The following is a 24,054-nucleotide window of genomic DNA, read 5'->3' as shown; positions in this document are numbered from 1 at the left end:
ACAACTGACAGCGGTGGTTATGGGTCCCGGCCCCGCGCGCAATTGCGTACTAGGCCGGGACGACGTTATTGCGACGGCATTGCCTCAGCCGGCGCCGCGTTGCTCTCCTGCGTCACGACGCGCTCGCCGTTCTTGGCTATCGCCGTGCCGGCGTCCTCGAACCGCGCCTGGTAGACCGCGAAATTCTCCATCACGCGCTGGACGTAGTTGCGCGTCTCCGAGATCGGGATCCGCTCCACCCAATCGACCGGATCGACCTTGGGATCGCGCGGGTCGCCATAGGCCTTGATCCAGTCGCGAACGCGGCCGCGGCCGGCGTTGTAGCCGGCAAAGGTCATGATGTGGCAGTTGCGATATTCCGACAGCAACGCGCTCAATTCGGCTGCGCCCATCTGGGTGTTGTAGACGGGATCGGACACCATCCGGCTCCAGTCATAGCTGACGCCGAAGCGCTTGGCGGTGTCGCGGCCGGCTTCGGGAGTCACCTGCATCAGGCCGACGGCGTTGGCCGCCGACTTGTCGCGCTGGTCGAACGCGCTTTCGGTACGCGCGATCGAGTAGGTCATGCTGCGCCCGATATCGGGGGCGATCGGCGTGTGCTTGGGAATGCCGATCACCGGAAAAGCGTAATGGTCGAAGGCAAAGCCGCGCGCGAGTGCGATCTTGCCGATCTGCAGCATGGCGCGGGCATCGTTGCGGCGGCCGGTGAGCTCGCCGAGCGCTTCGAGCATCCCGACATCGGTGCTTTCCTCGGCGAGGTCGGCCGCGAAATAGAGCACGATGTCGGGCTCGCCGATCGCATAGAGCATATCGGCAGCGCGGACCCGCTCATCCGCGGCCATGCTGCCGGCGTTGGCGGCCGGCGAGGGCGCGCGCAGCTCGACGCCACCATCACGGCCGAGCCTGGCCAGCGCGAGCTGACCGTAATAGGCCGTCGGGTAGCGCGCGGCGGCCTGGTAATCGGCCCGCATCGCCGCGGAATTGCCGAGTGCCTCGGCGGCGCGGCCGCGCCAATAGGCGGCGCGCGCCAGCACGGTCGGGTTGGTCTGGCCCTCGTCGATATGCGCGAAATGCGCCGCGGCGATCCTGGCGTCGTTGAGATAGCGCAGCGCGATCCAGCCGCGCATGAAGTGCATGTCGGAGCGGTAATAAGGATTGTCCGGCGCCGCCGCGGGCCGGATCACGTCATAGGCCGCCTGGTACTCGCCCTGGTCGAGCAGCTTGCGGGAGAGGATGCGGCGCTCGCGCCACCACTGGTCGGTGTCCTGTTGCGCCATCGTCTCGGGCTCAGCCGCGATCGTCACGCGCGCCGCTTCGTCGACCTTGTTCTTCGCAAGCAGCCACTGAATTCGGCACAGCGTGTAGCCGAGATCGCGGCGGGCATCGGCCGGCACATCGTTGAGTGTGTCCTCTGCCTTGCTGGATTGTCCGCGGACCGCGCCACAGGCTTTCACGATCGCCAGATCGTCGCTGCCGAGCCGCTGCGCCGCGCGCCGGGCGCCGGCGAGGTCCTTGGCGCCGATCCGCTTGTCCATGCGCGCCCGATGGTCGTCGCGCGTCAGCAGGTCCTTGAACGCATCATAGGCGTCGCTCTCGGTGCGATCGGACAGTTCCTCCGAGCGCCATGCTTCGCGCACCAGGCGGGTGGCGCCGTCGCGGTCGCCTTCGGCCAGCAGCGTGCGGGCGAGCGCGAACTTGCCCTTGGCGCTGATCGGCTGATCGAGGGTGAAGCCGTGCACCGTGGCCGGATCGCTGCGCTCCTGCCACATCCGTGCTTCGGCTCGCTTGCGCAACAGCGTGACGCTTGGCCAATCCGGATTGGCCGTCACGAATGCCGCATAGCGGGTGAACGGCGCGCTCGATTCCGAGTGGCGCAGCAGATACCACTCGACGAGTTTTCGCCCGACCGGGTCGGTGATTTTGGCCTGGATGTCGGTGGCGTCGCTGGTCTTGCCTCTGCGCGCGGCGAGGATCGCGTCCCTGATCGTGGCGAGATCGCCCGACAATTGCGGCCCGGCGGGTTTCTCCGGCTCGGGCGCCTTCTCAGCGGATTTGGAAGGGGCGGATTTGGCCTTCGCGGATTTCCGCTTATCGGCGCCATGTCTGGCGTGCCGCCGCTTGCCGGAGGCAGTTTCGCGCGCGGCCTTGCCGCCATGCGCCTTCTTGTCCCCGTGGCCGCTCTTGGCCTGGTGCTGGTGATGCGGCTTGGCGGTCGCCTGGACCGGAAGCAGCGCGAGCGCGGCGGCGGTGGCGAAGCACGCCAGCGGACGTAGGCAACGGTTCATTCCCTGGTCCCCCCTGAGAAACCATGAGGCACAACAGAACGCGTCATACGGCGGCACAACCGCCGCAGATTATCACTACCCTCGATTCTCGAGTGTTAATGCAGCTGCAACTCAACAGGGAAAACGCGGCGAAATATGGAATATGGCGTGTGAAACCCGCGGGATCCGGGGTTTTTACGGGCGGAAACGGACAGGCAGCACCGTGCTTTGACCGGTTCCGCGTGAGTTGTATCGTCATTGCGAACACGCGTGGGGGCTGCCGATGTCACTGACAGATCACTTTTCGCCAGCCGGTGCGCCATGACGGCGCGCCTCAGAACCATCCTCGACGGCGGCCGCTATTTCGAAGGCCCGCGCTGGCATCGCGGGCGGCTCTGGTTCGTCGATTGCATGGCGCGGACGCTTCTGAGCATCAGCCCGTCGGGCGAGTTGCAGGAGCATGCTGCGCTGACCGGCGACACGCCGTGCGGGCTCGGCGTCCTGCCTGATGGCGACATCGTCGTGCTGACGATGTTCAGGAAGCGGCTGCTGCGGTTTTCCGATGGAGCGCTGTCGCCCTATGCCGATCTCTCCGAGGTCGCGACCGGCACGATCGACGACATGATCATCGACGGGCAGGGACGCGCCTATGTCGGCGATCTCGGCTTCAACCTGCCGCCGCCGGAGCGCCGCGGTGCGGTCGGCCGGATCATCCTCGTGACGCCCGACGGCAGTGCGCGCGTCGTCGCGGAAGGCTTGCGGTTTCCCAACGGCATTGCGGTCTCCTCCGACCATCGCCGGCTCGTCGTTGCCGAAATGGATGGCGCAGGTCTCGCCGATTACGACATCGCGTCGGACGGCGGCCTGAGCCTGCGCGGGCGGTTCGGCAGCATCAACGATCCCGACGGCATCTGCCTCGATGCTGACGGGGCGACCTGGGTCGCGTCTTTCACGGAGGATGCTTTTGTCCGGATCGATCGCACTGGCGTGGAGCGCGAGCGCATCACGGTGTCCGGCCGCCGCGCGCTTGCCTGCGCGCTCGGTGGTGCGGACCGCAGAACGCTGTTCTGCCTGAGCGCGCAGACGTCCTACGAGGAGCTACGCAAGGGCAGGTCCACGTCGCGGATCGATGTGGTCGAGGTCGACACGCCGGGTGATGGCTATCCCTGAGCCGCGACCGCAGGCGCGTCTCACTTCTTCTTCTCTTTCTTCTTCAGGATATCGGCCTGGCTCCTGAAGGCGCGGGCGAGGGAGCGCATCTGGTTGGCGACAAGTGCGTCGGCCGTCGTCAATGCGACCCGCTCCGCGGTCTGCGCCTGCTTGCGAATTGCCTTGGCCATTTTCATGAAGGAACCAATCGCGCCGCGTCGCTCCCGTTCCTGCACGAGCGACTGCGTCTTGATCTCGGGGTCTTGAGTTTTGTTCTTGTTTCGTTCATATTGGCGCGCCCCGGGAGAGTGCCGCCATGGACGCCGAGCGAGACCGCGAAATCATCAGGCTGTGGAACGAGCTCCGCCGGCTAAAGCGCGAGGGGCGTCCGACGGCGGTGCTGGTCCGCCGGATCGAGAAGGCGCTCGCGGAACGCGAGCAGGAGGCGGCCTGAAACTCCGGTCTTGCCGCGTCCCCTCTGCGCGAAAACGGTCTAGCGCCCGCCGTCCGGCCCCATGATCAGATTCGGCAGCCAGGTCGAGATCTGCGGAAAGAAGCAGAGCAACAGCACTGCGAACATCATCAGCAGCACGAACGGCAGCGTGCCCCAGATCACCTCGCTCAAGGGGATGTCGGGCGCGACGTTGCGGATGACGAAGATGTTGAGGCCGACCGGCGGATGGATCAGGCCCATCTCCATCACGATGGTCATGACGACGCCGAACCAGATGATGTCGAACTCGGCCGCGCGCAGCGGCGGCAGGATGATCGGCGCGGTCATCAGGATGATCGAGACCGGCGGCAGGAAGAAGCCGAGCACGATCACCATCACGAGGATCGCAAACAAGAGCTCCCAGCGCGGCAGGTGCATGGCGACGATCGCTTCCGCCGCCGACTGCGAGATATGCAGGTAGCTCATCACATAGGAATAGAGCAGCGACATGCCGATGATCAGCATCAGCATGGTGGACTCGCGGATGGTCGATTTCAGGATCGGCGACAGGTCGCTGGGCGTCCACACGCTGTAGATCACGGCGATCAGCCCGAGCGCCAGGAGGCCGCCGAGGCCGGCGGTTTCCGACGGCGTGGCGTAGCCGCCATAGAGCGCGATCATCACGCCGGTCAGCAGCAGCACGAACGGGATCACGCGCGGCAGCGCGCTGAAGCGCTCGGCCATGGTGAATTCGTCATGCTGCAGGATCGCCGCGTCCTTGCCGGTCGCGTCATAGACGGCGCGGGCCATTGCGTATTCCTTGCGGAAGCGGAACACGGCGTAGAAACCGAACAGCGTCACCAGCAGCAGGCCGGGGCCGATGCCGGCGAGAAACAGCCGTCCCAGCGATTTCTCGGCTGCGACGGCGAACAGGATCATCGTGATCGAGGGCGGCAGCAGGATGCCGAGCGTGCCGCCGGCGGCGATGATCCCCGCGGCAAAGCCGCCGGAATAGCCGCGCTTGCGCATCTCCGGAATGCCGGCCGAACCGATCGCCGAGCAGGTCGCCGGCGAGGAGCCGGCCATTGCCGCGAACAGGGCGCAGGCGAACACATTGGCGACGCCGAGACCGCCGGGCACGCGGTGCAACCAGGCGTGCAGCGCCGAATAGAGATCCTGGCCGGCGCGCGATTTGCCGATCGCCGCGCCCTTCAGGATGAACAGCGGGATCGACAGCAGCGTGATCGAGGCCATCTCCTCGTAGACGTTCTGCGTCACCGTATCGAGCGAGGCCGCCGGCATGAAGATCGCCATGAACACGACCGCGACGGCACCGAGCGCGAACGCGATCGGCATGCCGGAGAACATCGCAAACAGGGTGGCAAGTCCGTAGGAGATACCAATACCAAACACGGTCATCGACGCGCGCCACCCGTCAGCGGAATGATGATTTGCAGGAGGATCTGCACGCAGAGCAGCGTCATGCCCAGCGCCATCAGCACGTAGGGGATGGCCAGCGGCGGCGACCACATCGAGTTGGACACCTGGCCGTCGACATAGGCCTCATGCGCCAGGGTCCAGGACTTCCAGGCGAAGAAGGCGCAGAACGCGAAGCTCGCGACATCGACCAGCCACAGCCTGATGGCGTTGGCGCGCGCCGAGAGCAGCCCGACGAACGCCTCGATGCTGACATGGCCGCGCTGGCTCTGCACATAGGCCGAGGTCATGAAGGTGGCGCCGACCAGGAGGAACACGGCCGCCTCGTCCTGCCAGTAGTTCGGACTGTGGAACAGGGCGCGGCCGAGCACGCTGTAGCTCAGGATCACGCAGGCCGCGACCAGGGCGAGCGCGGCGAACACCACGATGATGTTGTTGCAGATGGACAGCGCGCGCCCAAGCAAGGCCACGGGCCTGTTGCCCGCGGCGATGCTTGCGGTTTCGGCCTGATCCGCGACCGGACCATGCATCATGCGGCGACGTCGCTTGCGAGCTTCAGCAGGTTGGCGGCGGTGGCGGTCTTGGCGCCATAGTCCTTCCACGCGGTATCGCGCGCGATGTCGCGCCACTTGCCGACAATGGTTGCATCGAGCGCGCTGACCTTGGCGCCTGCCTTTTCGTAGACCTTGGCGACTTCGGTATCGTCGTCCTGCGCCCCCTTGCGGCCGAACGCCTCGAGCTCGGTGCCGACGGCAAGGATGATGTCCTGCTGGTTTTTCGGCAGCTTGTCGAAGATCGCCTTCGACATCATCAACGGCTCCAGCATGAACCAGTAGGAGGCGCCGGCGCCCGAGGTCAGCGATTTCGCGACCTCCTCGAGACGGAACGAGATCAGGCTGGTGGAGGAGGTGATGCCGGCGTCGCAGGCGCCGGTCTGCATCGCGGCGTAGAGCTCGTTCGAGGGCACCGACAGCACGGCGGCGCCGGCGGTCTGCAGCACCATGTCCATCTCGCGCGAGCCGCCGCGCACCTTGAGGCCCTTGGCATCTTCGGGCGCCACGATCGCCTTGGAGCGGCTGGCGACGCCGCCGGCCTGCCAGACCCAGGAAATCAGCAGAATGCCCTTGTCGGCGAGGAAGTCGGTCAGCGCCTTGCCAACCGGCTCCTTCTTCCAGCGCAGGCCCTGATCGTAGGTGGTGACGAGGCCCGGCATCAGGCCGATATTGGTCTCCGGCAATTCGCCGCCGGCATAAGGCATCGGATACAGGCTGAGATCGAGCGCGCCCTTGCGCATCGCCGAGAACTGCGCGTTGGTCTTGATCAGCGACGAGTTCGGGTAGACCTCTGCGGTCAGGTCGCCGCCCGAGCGCTTGGCGACCTCGGCCGCGAACATCCTGCACAGCCGGTCGCGGAAGTCGCCCTTGTCGATGGTGCCGCCGGGGAACTGGTGGGAGATCTTCAGCGTGGTCGCGGCATGCGCGGTCCCGATGCCCATCCGCAGGACGGCGGGTGCGGCGAGGGCGGAAGCAAGGACGTGGCGGCGTGTAAGCATTGTTCTCCCCTGAGAGCTTCTTGAGTGGCTGTTAGGCCGGCGCGGAGTTTTAGCTTAGCCGGTCTTCGCGTGAATATTCTCTAGTCTGATAGTTCGAGGCGCCCTGATAGTGCGAGCCGATACGGGGCTGCAAGTCCTGACGTTCAAGTCCTGACATTCAAGCCTTGCCGTTGTTGCGGCGCACACTGATGCGCGGTGACGCCGCGTCGTCACGCAACCGTCGCGCGACCAGCCGACCGCAGCCGTGCTGCTTCAAGAATTCGTTATTGGAGGTAACGACGGCCGGCGCAAGTGCGTCGAGCAGAGAGCGGCAAGTCGTCGCGCTCACATTCGACCACACAAGGGATCATCACCATGACCACCAAGACCCGCCTCGGCCTTTCCGCCGCGCTGCTCTCGTTCAGCCTGGCGCTGGCGCCCGCCGCCTTCGCTCAGGACAAGATGGGCAAGGATGACGCGATGAAGAAGGAAGACACGATGTCCAAGGATGCCATGAAGAAGGACGGTGGCATGATGAAGAAGGACGACGCCATGAAGAAGGACGGCGGCGGGATGATGAAGAAAGACGACGGCATGAAGAAGAACTGACTGCCGTCATCGCCCGCTGTCCGCAGGCCCGCCGCTCTGGCGGGCCTGATTGCGCCTTAGCGCTTCTTCTTGCCGCGCTCCTTGCGTGCCGCGTAGCGGGCATCGCGCTTGGCCTTCTGCTCGGCGAGCAGCGCCTCCTCGCGGGCGGTTTCCTCTTCCTTCTCGCGCGCAATGCGGGCGGCCTCGGCGGCTGCGGCCTCTTCCTCGCGGCGCTTCTGCTCGGCCTTTTCGGCCTCACGGGTTTCCTTGGCCTTGGCGCGGCGGTCGGCGATCGCCGCGCGCTCCTCGGCACGTGCCTTCACAGCGGGATCGTCAGCTCCCGGCTGGGAGCGAAACTTGTTGAGGAGGTTTTGCCGCGCCTGCAGGGCCGCTTTCTGGCGGTCGGCAAAACCCGGTTCCTTGAAGCCACTCATAGAGGAAGCCTTGCTGCTTTCTGTTCGGGTGATGGATGGGGTTGGTTCGGCGTTTCAATAAGTGAATGGCGACGAAATTGCCAGTGGCGAACGGAGGGCTGTGGAGCAAGGGAGATATGAGCCAACGTCAAGTGGCCATCGTTCGCCCCGCGGGCGCGTGGTGAGTGGCCGGTCACCAAGGGCTGTTGAACAAGGGCTGTTGAAAAGTTCAGCCGCGCTGGAGGTGCTCGCGTCGTCCGTTACCCAGGACCTTGGCAACCGTCTCGGCGGTCATCGCGCTCCGGTCCGAGGCGCGCTGGGCTTCCAGCCTGTCGCGCGCCTTTTCGGTGATCAGGAGGCTGATCAGCTGCAGCCTGCTGCTCTCATCGACAGCCTCCGAGAGCAACTGCCTGTAACGCTGATAGTCGTACGTCGTCGCTTCTTGTTCGCTCATCGGCACGCCCCGCACACGCGCTCCACTTCAGCGAGTACTCTTTCGCGAGTCGCCCCTGGCGCGCAACGGAATTGCGGTGCCGACGGCTGCGGCCGTGCATTTCGTAGTGCGACTGTTGCAGAATTGATCGCACGCAACCGTGCAAAGGGTCATGATGCGGACCGTGGCAATCGGGAACCGAAGCTGGCATGAGCGAATCCGACGACGGAGGCAGCAGGAGGGGCGCGCTGATCGGACTGCTGGTCGCAGCGGTCATGCTCGCGGTCGGCCTCTGGCTCGCGCATGACCTGACGGCGGCGAGCAAGATGCAGGACTGCCTGATGTCGGGCCGGACCAACTGTAATGTGATCGAGCCGGCGCGCTGACCCCGTCTTGCGGCAGTGCAATATCGATCCCACATCAAGCCCAAAGACTCGGGCTGAACTGTTTGATCCCGGTTGTGATTCCGATCACACGCGGACAGGCGGGCTGCCTCACTCCCGGAGATCGGCGGGAACCAAGGCCATGATGTCCAAGCTGTGGTCCGGAAAGGGCGCGGCGCTGGCTGCCGCAGGCGCGGCGGGTGCCGTTTTGGTGGCGTATCTATCCCTGGCGCTGGCGTCGCCCGAGCCGGTGTCGAATGCGGCGCTCGGGCCGGAATGGCAATGCAGCCGGGTCGCCTTCGTGCTGACCACCTGCACCCGGGCGACCGAGGCGGAGGCTGAGGCCAAGCCGCAGGGCGAGGTCAAGGCGATCCCGGTGCGGGCGAAGGACGATTGTCCGCCGGAGCTCTAGATATCTTTTTCTGGCGCGTTGTCCGCACGCGAGGCGGTGCCGATTTCGCTGGAAGGCGCGCCGGCCGGCCGGGCCGCCGCAGCGGCCGCATTTCAGGTTATTTCTTGGTGGTACCGCGCGGCTTGATCGACAGGCCGAGGCGCATGGCCATCTTCTTGATCCGTTCCGGCGAGCGGCCGGTCGCCTTCACGACCTCCTCCAGCGACTTTGAGGAGCGTGCCAGTTCCATCAGTCGTCGGTCCTCCTTGAACGACCACCGCGGCTTTCGGGCCATCTTGTTGGTATCCTTGTGCATTGCTGGGCAACAAAGCCGCCAGGCGGGGTCGCCTGACGGCCTTGCCGGTGTGGGCCCGGACCTTGGGGAAATGTCCGGTGGATAAGCAATACTGCTTCCGAATAAGGTCGCAATTGAAACCAGAATTTAACCTAACCGATCAAGGTTACTCGGATAGAGCGTGGCAGGAGGCCTTATGCGCAAGGTCGCCATTTTGAGTGCCGCAGCATTTTTACTGTCCGGTTGCTGGTCCGACCCGGAGGTCACGGGATCGACCAACAGCTGTGCGGCCAATCTTTACAGTCAGTACAATCCCAAGGTCATGGATCAGTGCGTCAACGCCTGCATCAAATGTGACCGCGGCAACGTCACGACCTGCACGACCTCCTGCACGCTGAAGGGCGCGCGGTAGTCGCAGCCGCGCATCTGATGCCAGGCGAGGCCTCGTGACGTCACGCCAGCGGGCCGCCTTGCGTGGCGCGATGATCGCCTTTATCGCGTCTGGGCAGCGGCGCCGTCGGCGCGCCGGATACTGAGAGCGTGGAACAGGGCGCGATGAGCGGACTTTCCTATGTCGCGGTCGACTGGGGCACCAGCAGCTTCCGGCTTTGGCTGATGAGCGCCAGCGGCAAGGTGCTCGGTGAGCGGCGCAGCGATGAAGGCATGACCGCGGCCGCCAGGACCGGGTTTGCGGCCGTGCTGCAATCGCATCTCGATGCGCTGGGCGCGGCGGCCGACCTGCCGGTCGTGATCTGCGGCATGGCGGGCGCGCGGCAGGGCTGGGTCGAGGCCGGCTATATCGATACGCCGGCGGATCTGTCGGACATCCTCAAGGGCGCCGTCGTGGTCAGCGGGCAGCCGCGCGATATCCGTATCCTGCCTGGGATTGCGCAGCGTGATATCGCCGCACCTGACGTCATGCGGGGCGAGGAGACCCAGCTGCTGGGGGCGCTCGGCTTGAACGCGCCGGGCGAGGCGCTCGTCTGCATGCCGGGAACGCATTCCAAATGGGTCAGGGTCCGCGGTGGAACGGTCGAGCGCTTTGCGACCTTCATGACCGGAGAGTTGTTCAGCGCGATTGCGCGCGACACCATCCTGTCGCACGCCGTCGCCGGCGCAGAGGAGGCGGTTGACGGCGATGCGTTCCGCGCGGCCGTCGCGGAGGCATTCGCGGCGCCGGCGCTATCGGCCAATCTACTGTTTCGCGTGCGATCGCGGCAACTGCTGTTCGGCGGCAGCGCACAGGCCGCGCGTGAGACGATCTCGGGTACGCTGATCGGCGTCGAACTGGCGGCGGGCCTTGCGGAGCGAAAGCAGGGAGCGCCGGTTACGCTGATCGCCTCGGGCCGGTTGCAGCGGCTCTTTCAGATGGCGCTCGAATGCCTTTCGATTCCGCTCGATGCCGTGGATGCGGAGGAGGCGGTTCGCCGTGGTCTCGCCGGCGCGGCGGCGGCGATCTGGAAGAAGCGAGGGATCAACGCATGAGCATTCCGTTTCCGCCGATGAAGCGACCGCTGGTCGCGATCCTGCGCGGCGTCAAGCCGGACGAGGTGCTGGGCATCGTCAGCGCGCTGCTCGACGCCGGCATGACCGCGATCGAGATTCCGCTGAACTCGCCCGAGCCGTTCCGCTCGATCGAGATCGCGGCGAAGCGCGCGCCGGCCGATGTTCTGATCGGCGCCGGCACGGTTCTGACTGCAGCAGACGTCGATCGCCTGCACGATGTCGGCGGCCGCCTCATGGTGTCGCCGAATGTCGACGTCGAGGTGCTGGCGCGGGCGCGGGACCATGCGATGATCACGATGCCCGGCGTGTTCTCGCCGACGGAAGCGCTGCTCGCCGCGCGCGCGGGGGCGTCGAGCCTGAAATTCTTTCCAGCCAGCGTGCTCGGCGCCGCCGGCATCACCGCGATCCGCGCCGTGCTGCCACCGGATGTGATGGTCGCCGCGGTCGGCGGCGTCTCGGACCAGAATTTCGCCGAGTATGTGAAGGCGGGCATTCGCGCCTTCGGTCTCGGCAGCAGCCTCTACAAGCCGGGCATGACGGCCGCGGATATTTCGGTCAGGGCAAGGGTGACGATCGAGGCGTATGACAGGGCCGTGCAGGGCGCCGGCTAGGCGCGGTGCTTTTGGCAAGCGCGCTAATCGTCCCGCTTGCCGCCGTCGATCACCCTGAACAGCGGCGCCGCCTCGCGGGGATTCTCAAGCAGCTCTTCGACCATGGCGATCGCGGCCGCGACGTATTTCCCGGTCGCGGCGTCCAGCGGCCGTTCGGCTTCGTCTGACAGCGCGAGCTTGGCGCCTTCGAGCAGCTTGCGGGTGCGGACGGCGGACTCGTCGCCGGCGGTGAGGGCGGCGCGCGCGATCGATCGCAGCACGAACAGTTCGCCCTCCAGCCGCAGCAGGCGGTCGTTCAGCTTGCTCAGGACGGTGTTCAGGTTCCGCATGACGCGCTCTCCGGGCATTGGACCCGTCTTCCATACACGGTCATTCCTGACGAAATTCTTGTGGCGGCCACGCACCATTTGGTTGGTTGAATGGCGTCTCCGGTCTCCTCATGTTCCCGGTGGTCCGACCGTTGTCATTTGACGAAGGCATCTATGGCCCTAATAGAATGGCCGCGGTCCGGCGCCGCCCGGGAAGCGCGTCGGTTTCACTCCATCGCGACGAGGGAATAGATATGAGGATTGCCGTCGAAACGACCGTTGCCGCGCCGATCGCGGATGTCTGGCGCGCCTACACGACGCCTGACGACATCAAGCAGTGGAACGCGGCTTCCGACGATTGGCACACGACCGCCGCGACCGTCGACCTGCGCACCGGCGGCGCCTTCTCGTCGCGGATGGAAGCCAAGGACGGCAGCATGGGGTTCGATTTCGCCGGCACCTACACCAGGGTCGAGGAGCCCCGTCTGCTCGAATATTCGTTCGGCGATCGCAGCGCGCAGGTCGCATTCACGCCGGAGACCGGCGGCGTCAGGGTGCAGGTCAGCTTCGACAGCGAGGATACCCATTCGGTCGAGCAGCAGCGCGGCGGTTGGCAGGCGATCCTGGATAACTTCAAGCGTTACGTCGAAGCCAAGCGGCGGTCCTGATCCGGCGACTGGAGAGCGGCGTGACGTTGAAGCGACCGCGCGCGGCGATGCCGGCGAGCATCCGTCGCGAGCTCGATGCGACCGGACTGATGCAGGCGTTCAAGGCGCGCCCGCCCTATCAGCGCAACGACTATCTGCACTGGATCGGCCGCAGCGTGCGAGCTGCAACACGGCGCAAGCGGATCGACCAGATGCTGGCGGAGTTGAAAGCCGGTGGGGTGTATATGGGAATGGCGCATCGACCGAGCAAACCAAGGTGAGACTCTCGCGGCGTGATCGCTGTGCGCCGTGTGTCCGCGTCGCTCGCTTGATGTTTTTAGTCGTGCGAATCCTCATCGAGGAAAAAGGACGATCTCGGAATCGTCCATCGCGGTCCCTGCTATATCGACGACCGAGGCGGGCACTCACAATCCCCTAAAGAACGCACTTTTGGATTAAGAAATTGCGAAGCGCGCTGCCGGCGCTCGCGGCATATGTTGGAACCTGCAACGCACGAACAGAAAGCGATCGGTCTCTCAATCGCCGTCGGAACTTTGTTCACGCACGGAGAACTACGGAATCGTTTCGTGCGCTGAATGATAAAGACGGCGACTGATTTCACGGCACACGGCGAACATCAAAAAAGAAAGGCCTCAGCGCGTGGGCCACGCTGAGGCCAAGTAGACACTTTGGTCGTGAGGCACCGTCGCCGGCGCCTCGGTGCCTAACTTATCTTCGTTTCTGTGTTTCCAAATGGCCCATTTGGGCCATGCCGCGTGATAGCCAATTTGGGACATGCGCCGCTGGCACAAAGTGTGCATTCTTAGAGCTGTCAGGATTTTGCATCACCTTCCTGGGGCTAGGGCCAACGCCGTTCGCATGTATTTCAAGCGGACGGCGTTGTGCATTCTGGCGACCGCGCGGGCTATCACCTAGCTGTGCTCGGGGTCAGCGGTCCACCGGCCGAATCTCGAGGTTCTCGATTTTCAGGGGCGGCGTTGAGGGGGCGTTCTGCTCGTTCAACGGATGCAGCGTGATCGGCGTATTCGAGCCGCCGGCGAGAACGTTGACGCCGGCGCCGTCGGCATGGGCGTAACCGCCGGCGAGATCGTCGCTTCCAAGCCACGGCACGGGCGCCATCACCTTCCAGGTCATGGCGACTTCTTGATCTCCGATCAAAACGCCGAGGTTGCGGATGGCTGCGACATAACGACTGTCCGGCGTGCTATCGACGTGCAGCACGCAATTGAGGTTGGTCACCGGACCTACGACGAACCCGGTATCGGGGCCACCACGACACTCAAGCGTTCCGGCCTGCACCTGCTGCGCATTGGCGGCTGCGAGCGGCGCGGCGAGAATCGCCGTACCACACAGAGCAGAGGCGATCGAACGGCTTGTCATACGCATGGTGCCGGACAACGCGGATCGGCGCGCAATCGGCCCACGACCCCGCGTTCGGCCTTCGCTTGTGGTTAAGAGAGCCTTAGAGATTGGTTTGATTGCTGCCGACGGTCGACGTTCGCGAGCGACCGGCCAGGAAGACGACGATCAACCAACGGCGATACTTTTTCATCGCCGTCCAGGCTGACGCTTCGATGGTGGGTCTATCGACGTCGAACGAGCGTGCTCGATTTCCAGGCAGGAGAGGCCGCGGCGAAGTAACGCGACCGGTCCTGGCAATGACGCCAAGGCGTTCGGATTACGGCGGTGAGCCTGTCCCGAAAAATTACGCCGCCGGGCTCGAAATGCATTGTCCCGGCAGCGCCCTGTTCCAATCTGGGCCCGCAATCCCAGTCATGTTTGTGTCTGCAAAACCGGCGCCAAGGTTCGAGCGCCCCCGTAGTCATACGGGGACTGGCGTCCCGTGATGGACTGATGTTGGCTGCTTGTGCGCTGGCGAAGGTCCGATTGTCAGGGTGATCCACGCCGCCGCGCGAGAACGGCTGATCGCCACCGATGCTCCGCCCGATCAGCTATGGTGCTCCAGCTTCCGCATCTCCTGCAGGCGAGCGAGGCAAAAATCCCGATACAATTCGTTGATGAAATCCCACATGACCGAATCCCCTTTGGTCCAATGATGGGACGCTACGCCGCCTTTGTTTCCGGCCGGCTTCGCGGCTTCCAGAAAATGGTTTCATTGGAGGGAGCAGGGTGGCGATCCCGGCAGGATTCGAACCTGCAACCCGCGGAGTAGAAATCCGCTACTCTATCCAGTTGAGCTACGGGACCGTGGCGGCCTTGTAGCACCGCCAATATGAAAAATCCGCCTTTCCGCCAAGTCCGGCCGAACCGATTTTTGTGGTCGAGCGACAAAGGCGAGCAGGGACCCGCCCTGCGTTGGCCTGTCCAGCCCGCCGCGCCGCACGATGCTGCCGCCGGGGGCTGGTCAAAGGAATGTCGGCAATGCGATCTGCGACGTTTTCGTCCGTTCATGTCCGCGCCTTCACTCCGTCACCTTTTCGCGCACTTTTGGCCCCAACGCGGCGTTCGACCGCGGGGGCGTTCAGGAGCTCCATCATGATCGGATTGGTTCGTGCCGCCACGATATGCGCCACGCTGGTGCTCGCCCTGGTGAGCGCTCAGGCCGCGGACAAGGCCTTCAGGCGCGACGATCTCGCCGATTCCGCGATCAAGCTGGAAGCCCAGATCAAGAGCGAGGCCGGCGCGGTCAACAAATCGGCCGCAACCCTGCGCACCGACGCCGACGCCGCCTTCAGGCGCAATGATTTCCGCGGCGGGCTGCAGATCCTCGGCCAGATCGCGGCGACCACGCCGGAGGACGGCGCCAACTGGCTGCGCCTCGCCAGGACGATCTTCCAGATCCGGTCGCCGAGCTCAAGCGAACAGACGTTCCTGATGGAGCGCGCCTCCACCGCCGCCTACATCGCCTATCAGCGCGCCGGCAATGCGGGCGAGGAGGCTGACGCACTGGCCGTGCTCGGCAAGGCGCTTGCCGAGCGCAAGCTGTGGCGCCCGGCGCTGGACAGCCTGCGGCTGTCGCTCGACATGCGCGAGGTCGCCGATGTCCGCGGCCAGTACGAGAAGATGCGCGACGAGCACGGCTTCCGGCTGCTCGATTATACCGTCGATTCCGACGCGGCGTCGCCGCGGGCCTGCTTCCAGTTCTCAGAGGAGCTCGCCAAGCGCGTCGACTTCGCGCCCTATCTGGCGCTCGCCGGCACCGACAAGCCGGCCTTGTCGGCGGAAGGCCAGCAGCTCTGCGTCGACGGGCTGAAGCACGGCGAGCGTTACAACATCAATCTGCGCGCCGGCCTGCCTTCGACTGTCAAGGAGACCCTGCCGAAATCGGCCGAGTTCAACATCTATGTCCGCGACCGCAAGCCGTTCGTGCGGTTCACCGGGCGGGCCTATGTGCTGCCGCGGACCGGACAGCGCGGTATCCCGGTGGTCAGCGTCAACACGCCGGCGGTCAAGGTCGACGTCTTCCGGATCGGCGACCGCAACCTGATCAACACGGTGATCGACAGCGACTTCCAGAGCACGCTGAGCCGCTACCAGCTCTCCGATCTCGGCGACCAGCGCGGCGTCAAGGTGTGGTCCGGCGAGCTTGCGACAGCGACCACGCTGAACCAGGACGTCGTTACGGCCTTTCCGGTCGACCAGGCGCTTGGCGACCTGCAACCCGGTGTCTATGTCATGACCGCCGCGGCCAAGGGGCCGGGCACCGACGACGACGGCACGCTGGCGACGCAATGGTTCATCGTCTCGGACATGGGCCTGTCGGCCTTCTCCGGCAATGACGGTATCCACGTCTTCGTCAACTCACTGGCTTCCACCGAACCGGTTGCCAACGCCGACGTGAAGCTGGTCGCCCGCAACAACGAGATCCTGGCCACCCGCAAGACCGATGCGGCCGGCCACGTGCTGTTCGAGCAAGGCTTGGCCCGCGGCGAGGGCGGGTTGTCGCCGGCGCTTCTGACTGTCATGGGGGAGAAGGCCGACTACGCCTTCCTGAGCCTGAAGACCAATGCGTTCGACCTCACCGACCGCGGCGTCGCGGGCCGGGCGATCCCGGCCGGCGCGGACGCCTTCGTCTACGCCGAGCGTGGCGTCTACCGCTCCAACGAGACCGTCTATCTGATCGCGCTGCTGCGCGACGGGCAGGGCAATGCCCTGACCGGGACGCCGCTGACCATGGTGATCGAGCGCCCCGACGGCGTCGAATTCCGCCGCGCCGTGCTACCCGACCAGGGCGCCGGCGGCCGGATGCTGGCGGTGGCGTTGAACTCTGCGGTGCCGACCGGCACCTGGCGCGCCCGCGTCTTTACCGATCCGAAGGGCTCGTCGGTCGGCGAGACCACCTTCATGGTCGAGGATTACATCCCCGAACGGGTCGAATTCGATCTGACCAGCAAGGAGAAGGTGATCAAAGCCGAAGTTCCAGTGGAACTTCAGGTTTCCGGCCACTTCCTCTACGGCGCGCCGGCCTCGGGCCTGCAGCTCGAGGGCGACATGCTGGTGGCGCCCGCGGCGAACGGCCGGCCCGGTTATGCCGGCTATCAGTTCGGCGTCGACGACGAGCAGACTGCGAGCAACGAGCGGACCCCGATCGAGGACCTGCCGGAGGCCGATGCCAACGGCGCGGCGACGTTCCCGGTGAAGCTCGAGAAGGTGCCGACCTCGACCCGGCCGCAGGAGGCCCAGATCTACATCCGCATGGCGGAGACCGGCGGACGCTCGGTGGAGCGCAAGATCGTACTGCCGGTGGCCCCAGTGGCCTCGCTGATCGGCGTCAAGCCGCTGTTCGGCGACAAGAGCGTGGCCGAGGGCGACAAGGCCGAGTTCGACGTCGTGTTCGTCGCGCCCGACGGCAAGCAGCTGCCGCGCAACGGGCTGCGCTACGAGCTGTTGAAGCTGGAGTCGCGTTATCAGTGGTACCGGCAGAACTCGTCCTGGCAGTATGAGCCGGTCAAGTCGACTCGCCGCGTTGCCGATGGCGACGTCAACCTTGCCGCCGACAAGCCGATGCGCCTGACCTTCCAGCCGCAGCCCGGCCGCTACCGGCTCGACGTGAAATCGACCGACGCCGACGGGCCCGTCACCTCGGTGCAGTTCGACGTCGGCTGGTATTCCGACGGCAGCGCCGACACGCCCGATCTACTGGAAACCTCGATCGACAAGCCCGAATATCAATCCGGCGACACCATGACGGTGTCAGTCAATGCGCGCACCGCCGGCAAGCTGACGGTCTACGTGCTTGGCGACCGCCTGCTGACCACCCAAAGCGTCGACGTCACGGAGGGCACCCAGCAGGTCAGGCTCCCGGTCGGAAAGGATTGGGGCACCGGCGCCTATGTCATGACGACGCTGCGTCGTCCGCTCGATGTCGCCGCCGGGCGCATGCCCGGCCGCGCGATCGGGCTGAAATGGTTCGGCATCGACAAGAAGGCGCGCACGCTTGCCGTCGAACTGTCGCCGCCCGCCTTGGTGCGGCCGGGCTCGACGCTGAAGATTCCGGTCAAGCTCGGCGGCCTCAATCCCGGCGAGGATGCCAAGGTGGTGCTGGCCGCGGTCGATGTCGGCATTCTCAATTTGACCAATTACAAGCCGCCGGCGCCGGATGATTACTATCTCGGCCAGCGCCGCCTGACCGCCGAGATCCGCGACCTCTACGGCCAGCTGATCGACGGCATGCAGGGCACCCGCGGCCAGATCCGCAGCGGCGGCGACTCCGCCGGCGCCGAGCTGCAGGGCTCGCCGCCGACGCAGAAGCCGCTGGCGCTCTATTCCGGCATCGTCACGGTCGGGCCTGATGGGACTGCCGAGGTGAGCTTCGACATCCCGGAATTTGCCGGCACCGCGCGGGTGATGGCGGTGGCGTGGAGCGCAACCAAGGTTGGCCGCGCCAATGTCGACGTGATCGTGCGCGATCCCGTGGTGGTGACCGCGACATTGCCGCGCTTCTTGCTGACCGGTGACAGGGGCACCATCAGCATGGATATCGACAATGTCGAGGGTGCAGCGGGCAACTACGCCATCAGCGTCAAGGCGAGCGGCCCGATCAAGGCTTCGGGCAATTCGACCACGACCGTGAAGCTCGCCGCCAAGCAGCGCTCCTCGCTGTCGCTGGGTCTTGAGGCCGGCGGCGCCGGACGTGCCGAGTTCGACGTCGACATCTCCGGGCCGAACGGGCTGACGCTGGCGCGGCATTATGCGCTCGACGTCAAGCCGGCGACCCAGGTCCTGGCGCGCCGCTCGATCCGCACGCTGGCGAAGGGCGAGAGCCTGGCACTGACCTCGGACATGTTCTCCGATCTCGTGCCGGGCACCGGCAGCGTGTCGGTCTCGGCGAGCCTGTCGACCGCGCTCGATGCCGCGAGCATTCTGAAGGCGCTCGATCGCTATCCCTATGGCTGCTCCGAGCAGATCACGAGCCGCGCGCTGCCGCTGCTCTATGTCAACGATCTCGCCGCCGGCGCCCATCTCGCGATGGACACCGCGGTCGACCAGCGCATCCGCGACGCGATCGAACGGCTCCTCGCTCGACAAGGGTCCAACGGCTCGTTTGGCCTGTGGTCGGCGGGCGGCGACGACGCCTGGCTCGATGCCTACGTCACAGACTTCCTGACCCGGGCCCGCGAAAAGGGCTTTGCGGTGCCGGACGTGCTGTTCAAGAGCGCGCTCGACCGCGTCAGGAACTCGGTGGTCAATGCCAACGAGCCGGAGAAGGACGGCGGCCGCGATCTGGCCTACGGCCTCTACGTGCTCGCGCGCAACGGCGCAGCACCGATCGGTGATCTGCGCTATCTCGCCGACACCAAGCTGAACAACCTGGCGACGCCGATCTCCAAGGCCCAGCTTGCCGCTGCGCTTGCGCTGGTGGGCGACAAGGCGAGGGCCGAGCGGGTCTATGGTGCCGCGCTCGATGCGCTGAACCCGAAACCCGTGATCGAGTTCGGCCGGGTCGACTACGGCTCGGCATTGCGCGACGCTGCTGCGCTGGTCTCGCTCGCCGGCGAGGGCAATGCGCCACGCACCACGCTGACGCAGGCCGTGCTGCGGGTCGAGGCGGCGCGGGGACTGTCGCCCTACACCTCGACGCAGGAAAATGCGTGGATGGTGCTGGCGGCGCGGGCGCTCGCCAAGGAAACGCTGGCGCTCGATATCAACGGCCAGCCGGTCAAGACCGCGGTCTATCGCAGCTATAAGGCCGAGGAGATGACCGGCCAGCCGCTCAGGATCACCAATACCGGAGACGCACCGGTGCAGGCGGTGATCTCGGTGTCGGGCTCGCCGGTCACGCCGGAGCCGGCGGCCTCCAACGGTTTCAAGATCGAGCGCAGCTATTTCACGCTCGATGGCAAGCCGGCCGATGTCGCCAAGGCGAAACAGAATGACCGCTTCGCGGTTGTCCTGAAGGTCACGGAAGCAAAGCCGGAGTTTGGGCACATCATGGTGGCCGACTATCTGCCGGCCGGGCTCGAGATCGACAACCCGAACCTGGTGTCATCGGGGGATTCCGGCACGCTCGCGTGGATCGAGGACGGCGTCGAGCCGAAGAACACCGAGTTCCGCGATGACCGCTTCACGGCGGCGATCGACCGGGGCGCCAACGACAAATCGGTGTTCACGGTTGCCTATGTCGTGCGCGCGGTGTCGCCGGGCAAATATGTGCTGCCGCAGGCCTATGTCGAGGACATGTACAATCCCTCGCGCTATGGCCGCAGCGGCACCGGTGCGGTTGAGGTGAAGCCGGCGAAATGAGTGGAACGTTGAGGACAGCACCGGTACGCGGATCGCGCTGGCCACGGATCAAGTCGGTCCTTGCGATCTGTGCCGTCGCGACGCTGAGCGCAGCCGGCGCATTCGCCGCCTGGGTCGTGTCGCTCGGGCCGCTGCCGCTCGACAAGGCCCAGCAGGTCTCGACCACGGTGATCGATCGCAACGGCAAGCTGTTACGCGCCTATGCGATGGCGGACGGGCGCTGGCGGCTGCCGGTCGACGCGAAGACGTCCGTCGATCCCACCTATCTGAAGCTCTTGTTCGCCTATGAGGACAAACGCTTCTATGAGCATCACGGCATCGATCCGCTGGCGCTGTCGCGCGCCGCATTCCAGCTGCTCACGAGCGGCCATATCGTCTCGGGCGGTTCGACGATCACGATGCAGCTGGCGCGGCTGATCGAGCCGCGCCAGCAGCGCTCGGTCTACGCAAAGCTGCGGCAGATGGTGCGCGCGGTCGAACTGGAGCGGCAGCTTTCGAAAGACCAGATCCTCGATCTCTATCTTGCGCTGGCGCCGTTCGGCGGCAATCTCGAGGGCATCCGCGCCGCCTCGATCGCCTATTTCGGCAAGGAGCCGAAGCGGCTGTCGCTCGCCGAAGCCGCGCTGCTGGTGGCGCTGCCGCAATCGCCGGAGCGGCGGCGGCTCGACCGTTATCCAGACGCGGCCCACGCCGCCCGCGACCGCGTGCTCGAGCGCATGGTCGAGGATGGCGTGGTGTCGAAAGACGATGCCGCGCAGGCCACGGCGACGGCGGTGGCGAAGATGCGCAAGCAGATTCCGATCCTGGCGCCGCATTCGTCCGATCAGGCGATCGCGACGATGAAGGATGCGCCCGTCATCAAGCTGACACTCGACGCCACGCTGCAACGGAACCTGGAGGCGCTGGCGCGCGACCGCGCCATCGCGCAGGGGCCTGACGTCTCGGTCGCGATCGTCGTGGTCGACAATGAGACGGGCGACGTGCTCGCGCGCGTCGGCTCGGCGGATTATTTCGACGAGCGGCGGGCCGGGCAGGTCGACATGACGCGCGCGGTGCGCTCGCCGGGCTCGACCTTGAAGCCGTTCATCTATGGGCTCGCATTCGAGGATGGCTTTGTCCATCCCGACAGCCTCATCGAGGATCGCCCGATCCGCTTCGGCACCTACGCGCCGGAAAATTTCGACATGACGTTCCAGGGCACGGTGCCGATCCGCAAGGCGCTGCAATTGTCGCTGAACGTGCCGGCTATCGCGCTGCTCGACCGCGTCGGTGCCAGCCGGCTGTCGTCGCGGCTGAAGCAGGCCGGCACCAGTCTCGTGCTGCCGAAGGACGAGGCACCGGGCCTTGCGATGGGTCTCGGCGGTGTCGGCATCACGTTGCAGGATCTCGCCCAGCTCTATTCCGGCCTGGCGCGGCTTGGCGCGACCAAGCCGCTGCGCGAGATCATGCAGGCCAATGACGGCCGCGACACGATGCGGCTGATGGATCAGGCTGCGGCCTGGCAGGTCGGCAACGTCCTGCTCGGCACGCCGCCGCCGGAGAACGGCGTGCACAACCGGATCGCGTTCAAGACCGGTACCAGCTACGGCTATCGCGATGCCTGGTCGGTCGGCTTCGACGGCCGCGTCACGATCGGCGTCTGGGTCGGCCGACCCGACGGAGCGCCGGTGCCGGGTCTGGTCGGCCGTACGGCCGCGGCACCCATCCTGTTCGACGCCTTTGCGCGCACCGGCAAAATCCCGGCGGCATTGCCGAAGCCGCCACGCGGCGTTCTGGTCGCCTCCAACGCGAAACTGCCGCCGCCGCTGCGCCGCTTCCGGCCGCTCGGCGAACTGGTCCGCAGCGGCAGCGACCAGGCGCCGCATATCCAGTTTCCGCTGAACGGCTCGCGCATCGATGTCGATCATTCCGAGGACGGCCGCAATGCGCCGATGCCGGTCAAGGTTGCCGGCGGGGTGCTGCCGCTGACGGTGCTCGTGAATGGTGTCTCAGCCGGGGACATCGACAGCCGGCGCCAGCGCCTGATCGACCCGCCGTGGCCGGGCTTCGCCCGGCTCACCGTGATCGACGCCACGGGTGCCGCGGATACCGTTGTGATCCGCGTGCAATGATCGCACGGGAAAGCGGACCGGCACGGTCGGAAAGCGGAACAGCACAGTTGTTTGCGCTGCGGTTTCATCGTATGCGAAACCCATGGTGGATGGCCTCCAACCCCGGCGCTTCGGAGCAGGGCAACAGTCTGTAAAACCTGCGCATTCGAGCCGCAGGCTGTTCATGGCGTTCGAGTTCGCAACGGCCAGCCAATGGCGTTCGATCCTGTTGCTGACGCTGACCTGCCTGGTGCTGTTCCTGCCGGGCTTCTTCACCATCCCGCCGATCGACCGTGACGAGGTCCGCTTTGCCCAGGCGACCAAGCAGATGGTCGAGAGCGGCGATTTCGTCGACATCCGCTTCCAGGATGACGTCCGTTACAAGAAACCGGTCGGCATCTACTGGATGCAGGCGGCTGCGCTGAAGACCGTCTCCGCGCTCGGGGTGCCGCGCGCCCAGGTCCGCATCTGGGTGTACCGCCTGCCGTCCCTGATCGGCGCCATCGGCGCCGTTTTGCTGACCTATTGGACGGCGCTTGCCTTCGTGACGCGGCAGGGGGCCGTGCTGGCCGCCCTGATGATGGCAAGTTGTGTGCTGCTCGGGGTCGAAGCGCGGCTCGCCAAGACCGATGCGATGCTGCTGCTGACGGTCACCGCGGCGATGGGCGCGATGGCGCGGGTCTATCTGTCGTGGCAGCGCGGCGAGGACCCCGCGCACCCGTCATGGGTCCCGCCGGCGGTCTTCTGGACGGCGCTGGCGGTCGGCATCCTGCTCAAGGGACCGCTGATCCTGATGTTCGTCGGCCTTGCGATGGCGGGGCTAGCGATTCTTGACCGATCGGCTGCATGGTTCTGGCGCATGCGCCCGGTCTGGGGCCTGATGTGGACCCTGGTGCTGGTGCTGCCGTGGTTCGTGCTGATCTTCCTGCGCGCCGGCGAGACCTTCTTTGCCGACTCGGTCGGCGGCGACATGCTGAGCAAGCTCGGTGCACAGGAATCCCACGGCGCGCCGCCTGGAGTCTATCTGCTGCTGTTCTGGATCACGTTCTGGCCCGGTGCGCCGCTGGCCGGCATGGCGGCGCCTGCGGTTTGGCGGGCGCGGCGCGAGCCCGGTGCGCAGTTCCTGCTGGCCTGGCTGATCCCGTCCTGGATCGTGTTCGAGGCCGTGCTGACCAAGCTGCCGCATTACGTGCTGCCGCTCTATCCGGCGATCGCGATCCTGACGGTCGGTGCGCTGGAGCGGCGCGTGCTGTCGCGCTCGCCCTGGCTGTTGCGGGGCGCCGCCTGGTGGTTCGCGATCCCCGCATTCGGCGCGGTGCTGGTGATCGTCGGCGCCATCAAGGCGATCCATCAGCCGGTGTTTCCGGCCTGGCCGTTGTTCGCCGTCGCGATGGTGTTCGGCCTGATCGCGTGGTGGTTGTTCGAGGACAGCCGCGCCGAGCGCTCGCTGCTCAATGCGGTGGTCGCCGCGGCTCTGATGGCAGCCGGCACCTATGGCGTGGTGCTGCCGCGGCTCACCACCGTATTTCCAAGCCAGGAGGTCGCACGCGCCTTGCGTAACGTGACCTGCGTCGGCCCGAAGGCGGCAGCCGCCGGCTTCCACGAGCCGAGCCTCGTGTTCATGACCGATACCTCGACGCTGCTCACCGACGGATCGGGCGCCGCGGATTTCCTCGGGCAGGGCTCCTGCCGCTTCGCGCTGGTCGAGCAGCGCTCGGAGCGCGCCTTCGTGCAGCGCGCCGAGGCGATCGGCCTGCGCTACAACGCGCCGGTGCGCGTCGAGGGCTACAACATCTCGCAGGGCAAGGCGGTCTCGATCGCGATCTTCCGTTCCGAAGGGACGGAATGAC

Annotated in this window: 23 protein-coding genes and 1 tRNA gene; 13 read left to right on the top strand and 11 right to left on the bottom strand. The window is 65.8% G+C overall.

What is annotated here, in order from left to right; all coding sequences use genetic code 11:
- Positions 1–65: 65 nt before the first annotated feature.
- Complete coding sequence (locus tag ACE10X_RS23110) at positions 66–2,285, bottom strand: lytic transglycosylase domain-containing protein (protein ID WP_038385170.1); 2,220 nt, start codon at positions 2,283–2,285, stop codon at positions 66–68.
- A gap of 300 nt (positions 2,286–2,585) precedes the next feature.
- On the opposite strand from ACE10X_RS23110, the gene ACE10X_RS23105 reads away from it, so the two are divergent.
- Positions 2,586–3,434, top strand: coding sequence for an SMP-30/gluconolactonase/LRE family protein (locus ACE10X_RS23105; RefSeq protein ID WP_038385171.1), 849 nt, complete (start codon positions 2,586–2,588; stop codon positions 3,432–3,434).
- A gap of 20 nt (positions 3,435–3,454) precedes the next feature.
- Here the strand turns inward: ACE10X_RS23105 and ACE10X_RS23100 are convergent, their stop codons facing one another.
- On the bottom strand, positions 3,455–3,610 hold the full coding sequence (locus tag ACE10X_RS23100; protein ID WP_157787994.1) for a hypothetical protein: 156 nt from the start codon (positions 3,608–3,610) through the stop codon (positions 3,455–3,457).
- Between the two features lie 119 nt (positions 3,611–3,729).
- On the opposite strand from ACE10X_RS23100, the gene ACE10X_RS23095 reads away from it, so the two are divergent.
- Positions 3,730–3,867 carry a hypothetical protein gene (locus ACE10X_RS23095; RefSeq protein WP_157787995.1) on the top strand — a complete coding sequence of 46 codons (138 nt, stop codon included), beginning with the start codon at positions 3,730–3,732 and terminating at the stop codon, positions 3,865–3,867.
- Positions 3,868–3,906: 39 nt separating this feature from the next.
- Here the strand turns inward: ACE10X_RS23095 and ACE10X_RS23090 are convergent, their stop codons facing one another.
- Genes ACE10X_RS23090 through dctP form a run of 3 tightly spaced genes read right to left on the bottom strand, consistent with a single transcriptional unit; the run spans position 3,907 to position 6,835 of the window.
- On the bottom strand, positions 3,907–5,265 hold the full coding sequence (locus tag ACE10X_RS23090) for a TRAP transporter large permease (RefSeq protein WP_028339719.1): 1,359 nt from the start codon (positions 5,263–5,265) through the stop codon (positions 3,907–3,909).
- The gene (locus tag ACE10X_RS23085) at positions 5,262–5,816 is read right to left on the bottom strand and encodes a TRAP transporter small permease (RefSeq protein ID WP_193375419.1); all 555 of its coding nucleotides are present in this window, start codon (positions 5,814–5,816) and stop codon (positions 5,262–5,264) included. Before ACE10X_RS23085 ends, ACE10X_RS23090 begins: the two co-directional genes overlap by 4 nt.
- Complete coding sequence (dctP, locus tag ACE10X_RS23080) at positions 5,813–6,835, bottom strand: TRAP transporter substrate-binding protein DctP (protein WP_038385172.1); 1,023 nt, start codon at positions 6,833–6,835, stop codon at positions 5,813–5,815. The genes ACE10X_RS23085 and dctP overlap by 4 nt, the downstream gene beginning before the upstream one ends.
- Positions 6,836–7,189: 354 nt before the next feature.
- Between dctP and ACE10X_RS23075 the strand changes: the two genes are divergently transcribed.
- A complete protein-coding gene (locus ACE10X_RS23075) occupies positions 7,190–7,423 on the top strand; it encodes a pentapeptide MXKDX repeat protein (protein ID WP_085970633.1) in 234 nt (77 codons plus the stop codon).
- Positions 7,424–7,479: 56 nt separating this feature from the next.
- On the opposite strand, the gene ACE10X_RS23070 is transcribed toward ACE10X_RS23075, so the two are convergent.
- Both ACE10X_RS23070 and ACE10X_RS23065 read right to left on the bottom strand, forming a co-directional pair.
- Positions 7,480–7,836: a DUF6481 family protein gene (locus ACE10X_RS23070; RefSeq protein ID WP_038385173.1), complete on the bottom strand. Its 357-nt coding sequence runs from the start codon at positions 7,834–7,836 to the stop codon at positions 7,480–7,482.
- Between the two features lie 208 nt (positions 7,837–8,044).
- Complete coding sequence (locus ACE10X_RS23065) at positions 8,045–8,269, bottom strand: hypothetical protein (protein ID WP_038385174.1); 225 nt, start codon at positions 8,267–8,269, stop codon at positions 8,045–8,047.
- Between the two features lie 188 nt (positions 8,270–8,457).
- Between ACE10X_RS23065 and ACE10X_RS23060 the strand changes: the two genes are divergently transcribed.
- Positions 8,458–8,634, top strand: coding sequence for a hypothetical protein (locus ACE10X_RS23060; protein WP_162832424.1), 177 nt, complete (start codon positions 8,458–8,460; stop codon positions 8,632–8,634).
- Positions 8,635–8,773: 139 nt separating this feature from the next.
- Positions 8,774–9,043, top strand: coding sequence for a hypothetical protein (locus ACE10X_RS23055; RefSeq protein ID WP_038385175.1), 270 nt, complete (start codon positions 8,774–8,776; stop codon positions 9,041–9,043).
- A 97-nt stretch (positions 9,044–9,140) separates the two neighbouring features.
- On the opposite strand, the gene ACE10X_RS23050 is transcribed toward ACE10X_RS23055, so the two are convergent.
- On the bottom strand, positions 9,141–9,317 hold the full coding sequence (locus ACE10X_RS23050) for a hypothetical protein (protein ID WP_167350394.1): 177 nt from the start codon (positions 9,315–9,317) through the stop codon (positions 9,141–9,143).
- A gap of 196 nt (positions 9,318–9,513) precedes the next feature.
- Between ACE10X_RS23050 and ACE10X_RS23045 the strand changes: the two genes are divergently transcribed.
- The 3 genes from ACE10X_RS23045 (at position 9,514) to ACE10X_RS23035 (ending at position 11,434) form a co-directional block, all read left to right on the top strand.
- The gene (locus ACE10X_RS23045; RefSeq protein WP_026192800.1) at positions 9,514–9,729 is read left to right on the top strand and encodes a hypothetical protein; all 216 of its coding nucleotides are present in this window, start codon (positions 9,514–9,516) and stop codon (positions 9,727–9,729) included.
- Positions 9,730–9,872: 143 nt separating this feature from the next.
- Positions 9,873–10,802: a 2-dehydro-3-deoxygalactonokinase gene (locus ACE10X_RS23040; protein ID WP_304555350.1), complete on the top strand. Its 930-nt coding sequence runs from the start codon at positions 9,873–9,875 to the stop codon at positions 10,800–10,802.
- A complete protein-coding gene (locus ACE10X_RS23035; protein WP_038385178.1) occupies positions 10,799–11,434 on the top strand; it encodes a 2-dehydro-3-deoxy-6-phosphogalactonate aldolase in 636 nt (211 codons plus the stop codon). Before ACE10X_RS23040 ends, ACE10X_RS23035 begins: the two co-directional genes overlap by 4 nt.
- 23 nt (positions 11,435–11,457) lie before the next feature.
- Here the strand turns inward: ACE10X_RS23035 and ACE10X_RS23030 are convergent, their stop codons facing one another.
- Positions 11,458–11,763: a hypothetical protein gene (locus ACE10X_RS23030; RefSeq protein ID WP_028339727.1), complete on the bottom strand. Its 306-nt coding sequence runs from the start codon at positions 11,761–11,763 to the stop codon at positions 11,458–11,460.
- Positions 11,764–11,996: 233 nt separating this feature from the next.
- Here ACE10X_RS23030 and ACE10X_RS23025 point away from each other — a divergent pair, with 233 nt between their 5' ends.
- On the top strand, positions 11,997–12,410 hold the full coding sequence (locus tag ACE10X_RS23025; RefSeq protein WP_038385179.1) for an SRPBCC family protein: 414 nt from the start codon (positions 11,997–11,999) through the stop codon (positions 12,408–12,410).
- 20 nt (positions 12,411–12,430) lie between these two features.
- Positions 12,431–12,670 (top strand): YdeI/OmpD-associated family protein, encoded by a 240-nt coding sequence (locus tag ACE10X_RS23020; RefSeq protein WP_038385180.1) that lies wholly within the window; start codon positions 12,431–12,433, stop codon positions 12,668–12,670.
- A 667-nt stretch (positions 12,671–13,337) separates the two neighbouring features.
- Here ACE10X_RS23020 and ACE10X_RS23015 read toward each other — a convergent pair.
- Together ACE10X_RS23015 and ACE10X_RS23010 are read right to left on the bottom strand one after the other, a co-directional pair.
- Positions 13,338–13,808 (bottom strand): DUF992 domain-containing protein, encoded by a 471-nt coding sequence (locus tag ACE10X_RS23015; protein ID WP_244435815.1) that lies wholly within the window; start codon positions 13,806–13,808, stop codon positions 13,338–13,340.
- Positions 13,809–14,541: 733 nt separating this feature from the next.
- Positions 14,542–14,618 (bottom strand) — tRNA-Arg (locus ACE10X_RS23010).
- A gap of 288 nt (positions 14,619–14,906) precedes the next feature.
- Between ACE10X_RS23010 and ACE10X_RS23005 the strand changes: the two genes are divergently transcribed.
- The 3 genes from ACE10X_RS23005 (at position 14,907) to ACE10X_RS22995 (ending at position 24,053) form a co-directional block, all read left to right on the top strand.
- Entirely contained in the window at positions 14,907–20,114 is a 5,208-nt protein-coding gene (locus ACE10X_RS23005; protein ID WP_375762937.1) for an alpha-2-macroglobulin, read from the top strand.
- Positions 20,111–22,225, top strand: a complete 2,115-nt coding sequence (pbpC, locus tag ACE10X_RS23000; RefSeq protein ID WP_375762936.1) for a penicillin-binding protein 1C — start codon at positions 20,111–20,113, stop codon at positions 22,223–22,225. The genes ACE10X_RS23005 and pbpC overlap by 4 nt, the downstream gene beginning before the upstream one ends.
- A gap of 163 nt (positions 22,226–22,388) precedes the next feature.
- Entirely contained in the window at positions 22,389–24,053 is a 1,665-nt protein-coding gene (locus tag ACE10X_RS22995) for an ArnT family glycosyltransferase (RefSeq protein WP_375762935.1), read from the top strand.
- Position 24,054: the final 1 nt, after the last annotated feature.

This window comes from Bradyrhizobium sp. Pha-3 (genome assembly GCF_042258325.1).
Classification (GTDB): Bacteria; Pseudomonadota; Alphaproteobacteria; order Rhizobiales; family Xanthobacteraceae; genus Bradyrhizobium; species Bradyrhizobium elkanii.
The sequence above is the reverse complement of the archived record's forward strand: the minus strand, read 5'-3'. Positions and strand labels throughout refer to the sequence as shown.

Excerpts from the sequence above, each read along its gene's own strand:
- ACE10X_RS23065 (WP_038385174.1), bottom strand. The coding sequence starts at position 8,269 with ATGAGCGAACAAGAAGCGACGACGTACGACTATCAGCGTTACAGGCAG.
- ACE10X_RS23040 (WP_304555350.1), top strand. The coding sequence starts at position 9,873 with ATGAGCGGACTTTCCTATGTCGCGGTCGACTGGGGCACCAGCAGCTTC.
- ACE10X_RS23095 (WP_157787995.1), top strand. The coding sequence starts at position 3,730 with ATGGACGCCGAGCGAGACCGCGAAATCATCAGGCTGTGGAACGAGCTC.
- ACE10X_RS23055 (WP_038385175.1), top strand. The coding sequence starts at position 8,774 with ATGATGTCCAAGCTGTGGTCCGGAAAGGGCGCGGCGCTGGCTGCCGCA.
- ACE10X_RS23075 (WP_085970633.1), top strand. The coding sequence starts at position 7,190 with ATGACCACCAAGACCCGCCTCGGCCTTTCCGCCGCGCTGCTCTCGTTC.
- ACE10X_RS23005 (WP_375762937.1), top strand. The coding sequence starts at position 14,907 with ATGATCGGATTGGTTCGTGCCGCCACGATATGCGCCACGCTGGTGCTC.
- ACE10X_RS23060 (WP_162832424.1), top strand. The coding sequence starts at position 8,458 with ATGAGCGAATCCGACGACGGAGGCAGCAGGAGGGGCGCGCTGATCGGA.
- pbpC (WP_375762936.1), top strand. The coding sequence starts at position 20,111 with ATGAGTGGAACGTTGAGGACAGCACCGGTACGCGGATCGCGCTGGCCA.
- ACE10X_RS23050 (WP_167350394.1), bottom strand. The coding sequence starts at position 9,317 with ATGGCCCGAAAGCCGCGGTGGTCGTTCAAGGAGGACCGACGACTGATG.
- ACE10X_RS23030 (WP_028339727.1), bottom strand. The coding sequence starts at position 11,763 with ATGCGGAACCTGAACACCGTCCTGAGCAAGCTGAACGACCGCCTGCTG.
- ACE10X_RS23045 (WP_026192800.1), top strand. The coding sequence starts at position 9,514 with ATGCGCAAGGTCGCCATTTTGAGTGCCGCAGCATTTTTACTGTCCGGT.
- ACE10X_RS23090 (WP_028339719.1), bottom strand. The coding sequence starts at position 5,265 with ATGACCGTGTTTGGTATTGGTATCTCCTACGGACTTGCCACCCTGTTT.
- ACE10X_RS23035 (WP_038385178.1), top strand. The coding sequence starts at position 10,799 with ATGAGCATTCCGTTTCCGCCGATGAAGCGACCGCTGGTCGCGATCCTG.
- ACE10X_RS22995 (WP_375762935.1), top strand. The coding sequence starts at position 22,389 with ATGGCGTTCGAGTTCGCAACGGCCAGCCAATGGCGTTCGATCCTGTTG.
- ACE10X_RS23025 (WP_038385179.1), top strand. The coding sequence starts at position 11,997 with ATGAGGATTGCCGTCGAAACGACCGTTGCCGCGCCGATCGCGGATGTC.
- ACE10X_RS23110 (WP_038385170.1), bottom strand. The coding sequence starts at position 2,285 with ATGAACCGTTGCCTACGTCCGCTGGCGTGCTTCGCCACCGCCGCCGCG.
- ACE10X_RS23105 (WP_038385171.1), top strand. The coding sequence starts at position 2,586 with ATGACGGCGCGCCTCAGAACCATCCTCGACGGCGGCCGCTATTTCGAA.
- ACE10X_RS23070 (WP_038385173.1), bottom strand. The coding sequence starts at position 7,836 with ATGAGTGGCTTCAAGGAACCGGGTTTTGCCGACCGCCAGAAAGCGGCC.
- ACE10X_RS23085 (WP_193375419.1), bottom strand. The coding sequence starts at position 5,816 with ATGATGCATGGTCCGGTCGCGGATCAGGCCGAAACCGCAAGCATCGCC.
- ACE10X_RS23100 (WP_157787994.1), bottom strand. The coding sequence starts at position 3,610 with ATGAAAATGGCCAAGGCAATTCGCAAGCAGGCGCAGACCGCGGAGCGG.
- dctP (WP_038385172.1), bottom strand. The coding sequence starts at position 6,835 with ATGCTTACACGCCGCCACGTCCTTGCTTCCGCCCTCGCCGCACCCGCC.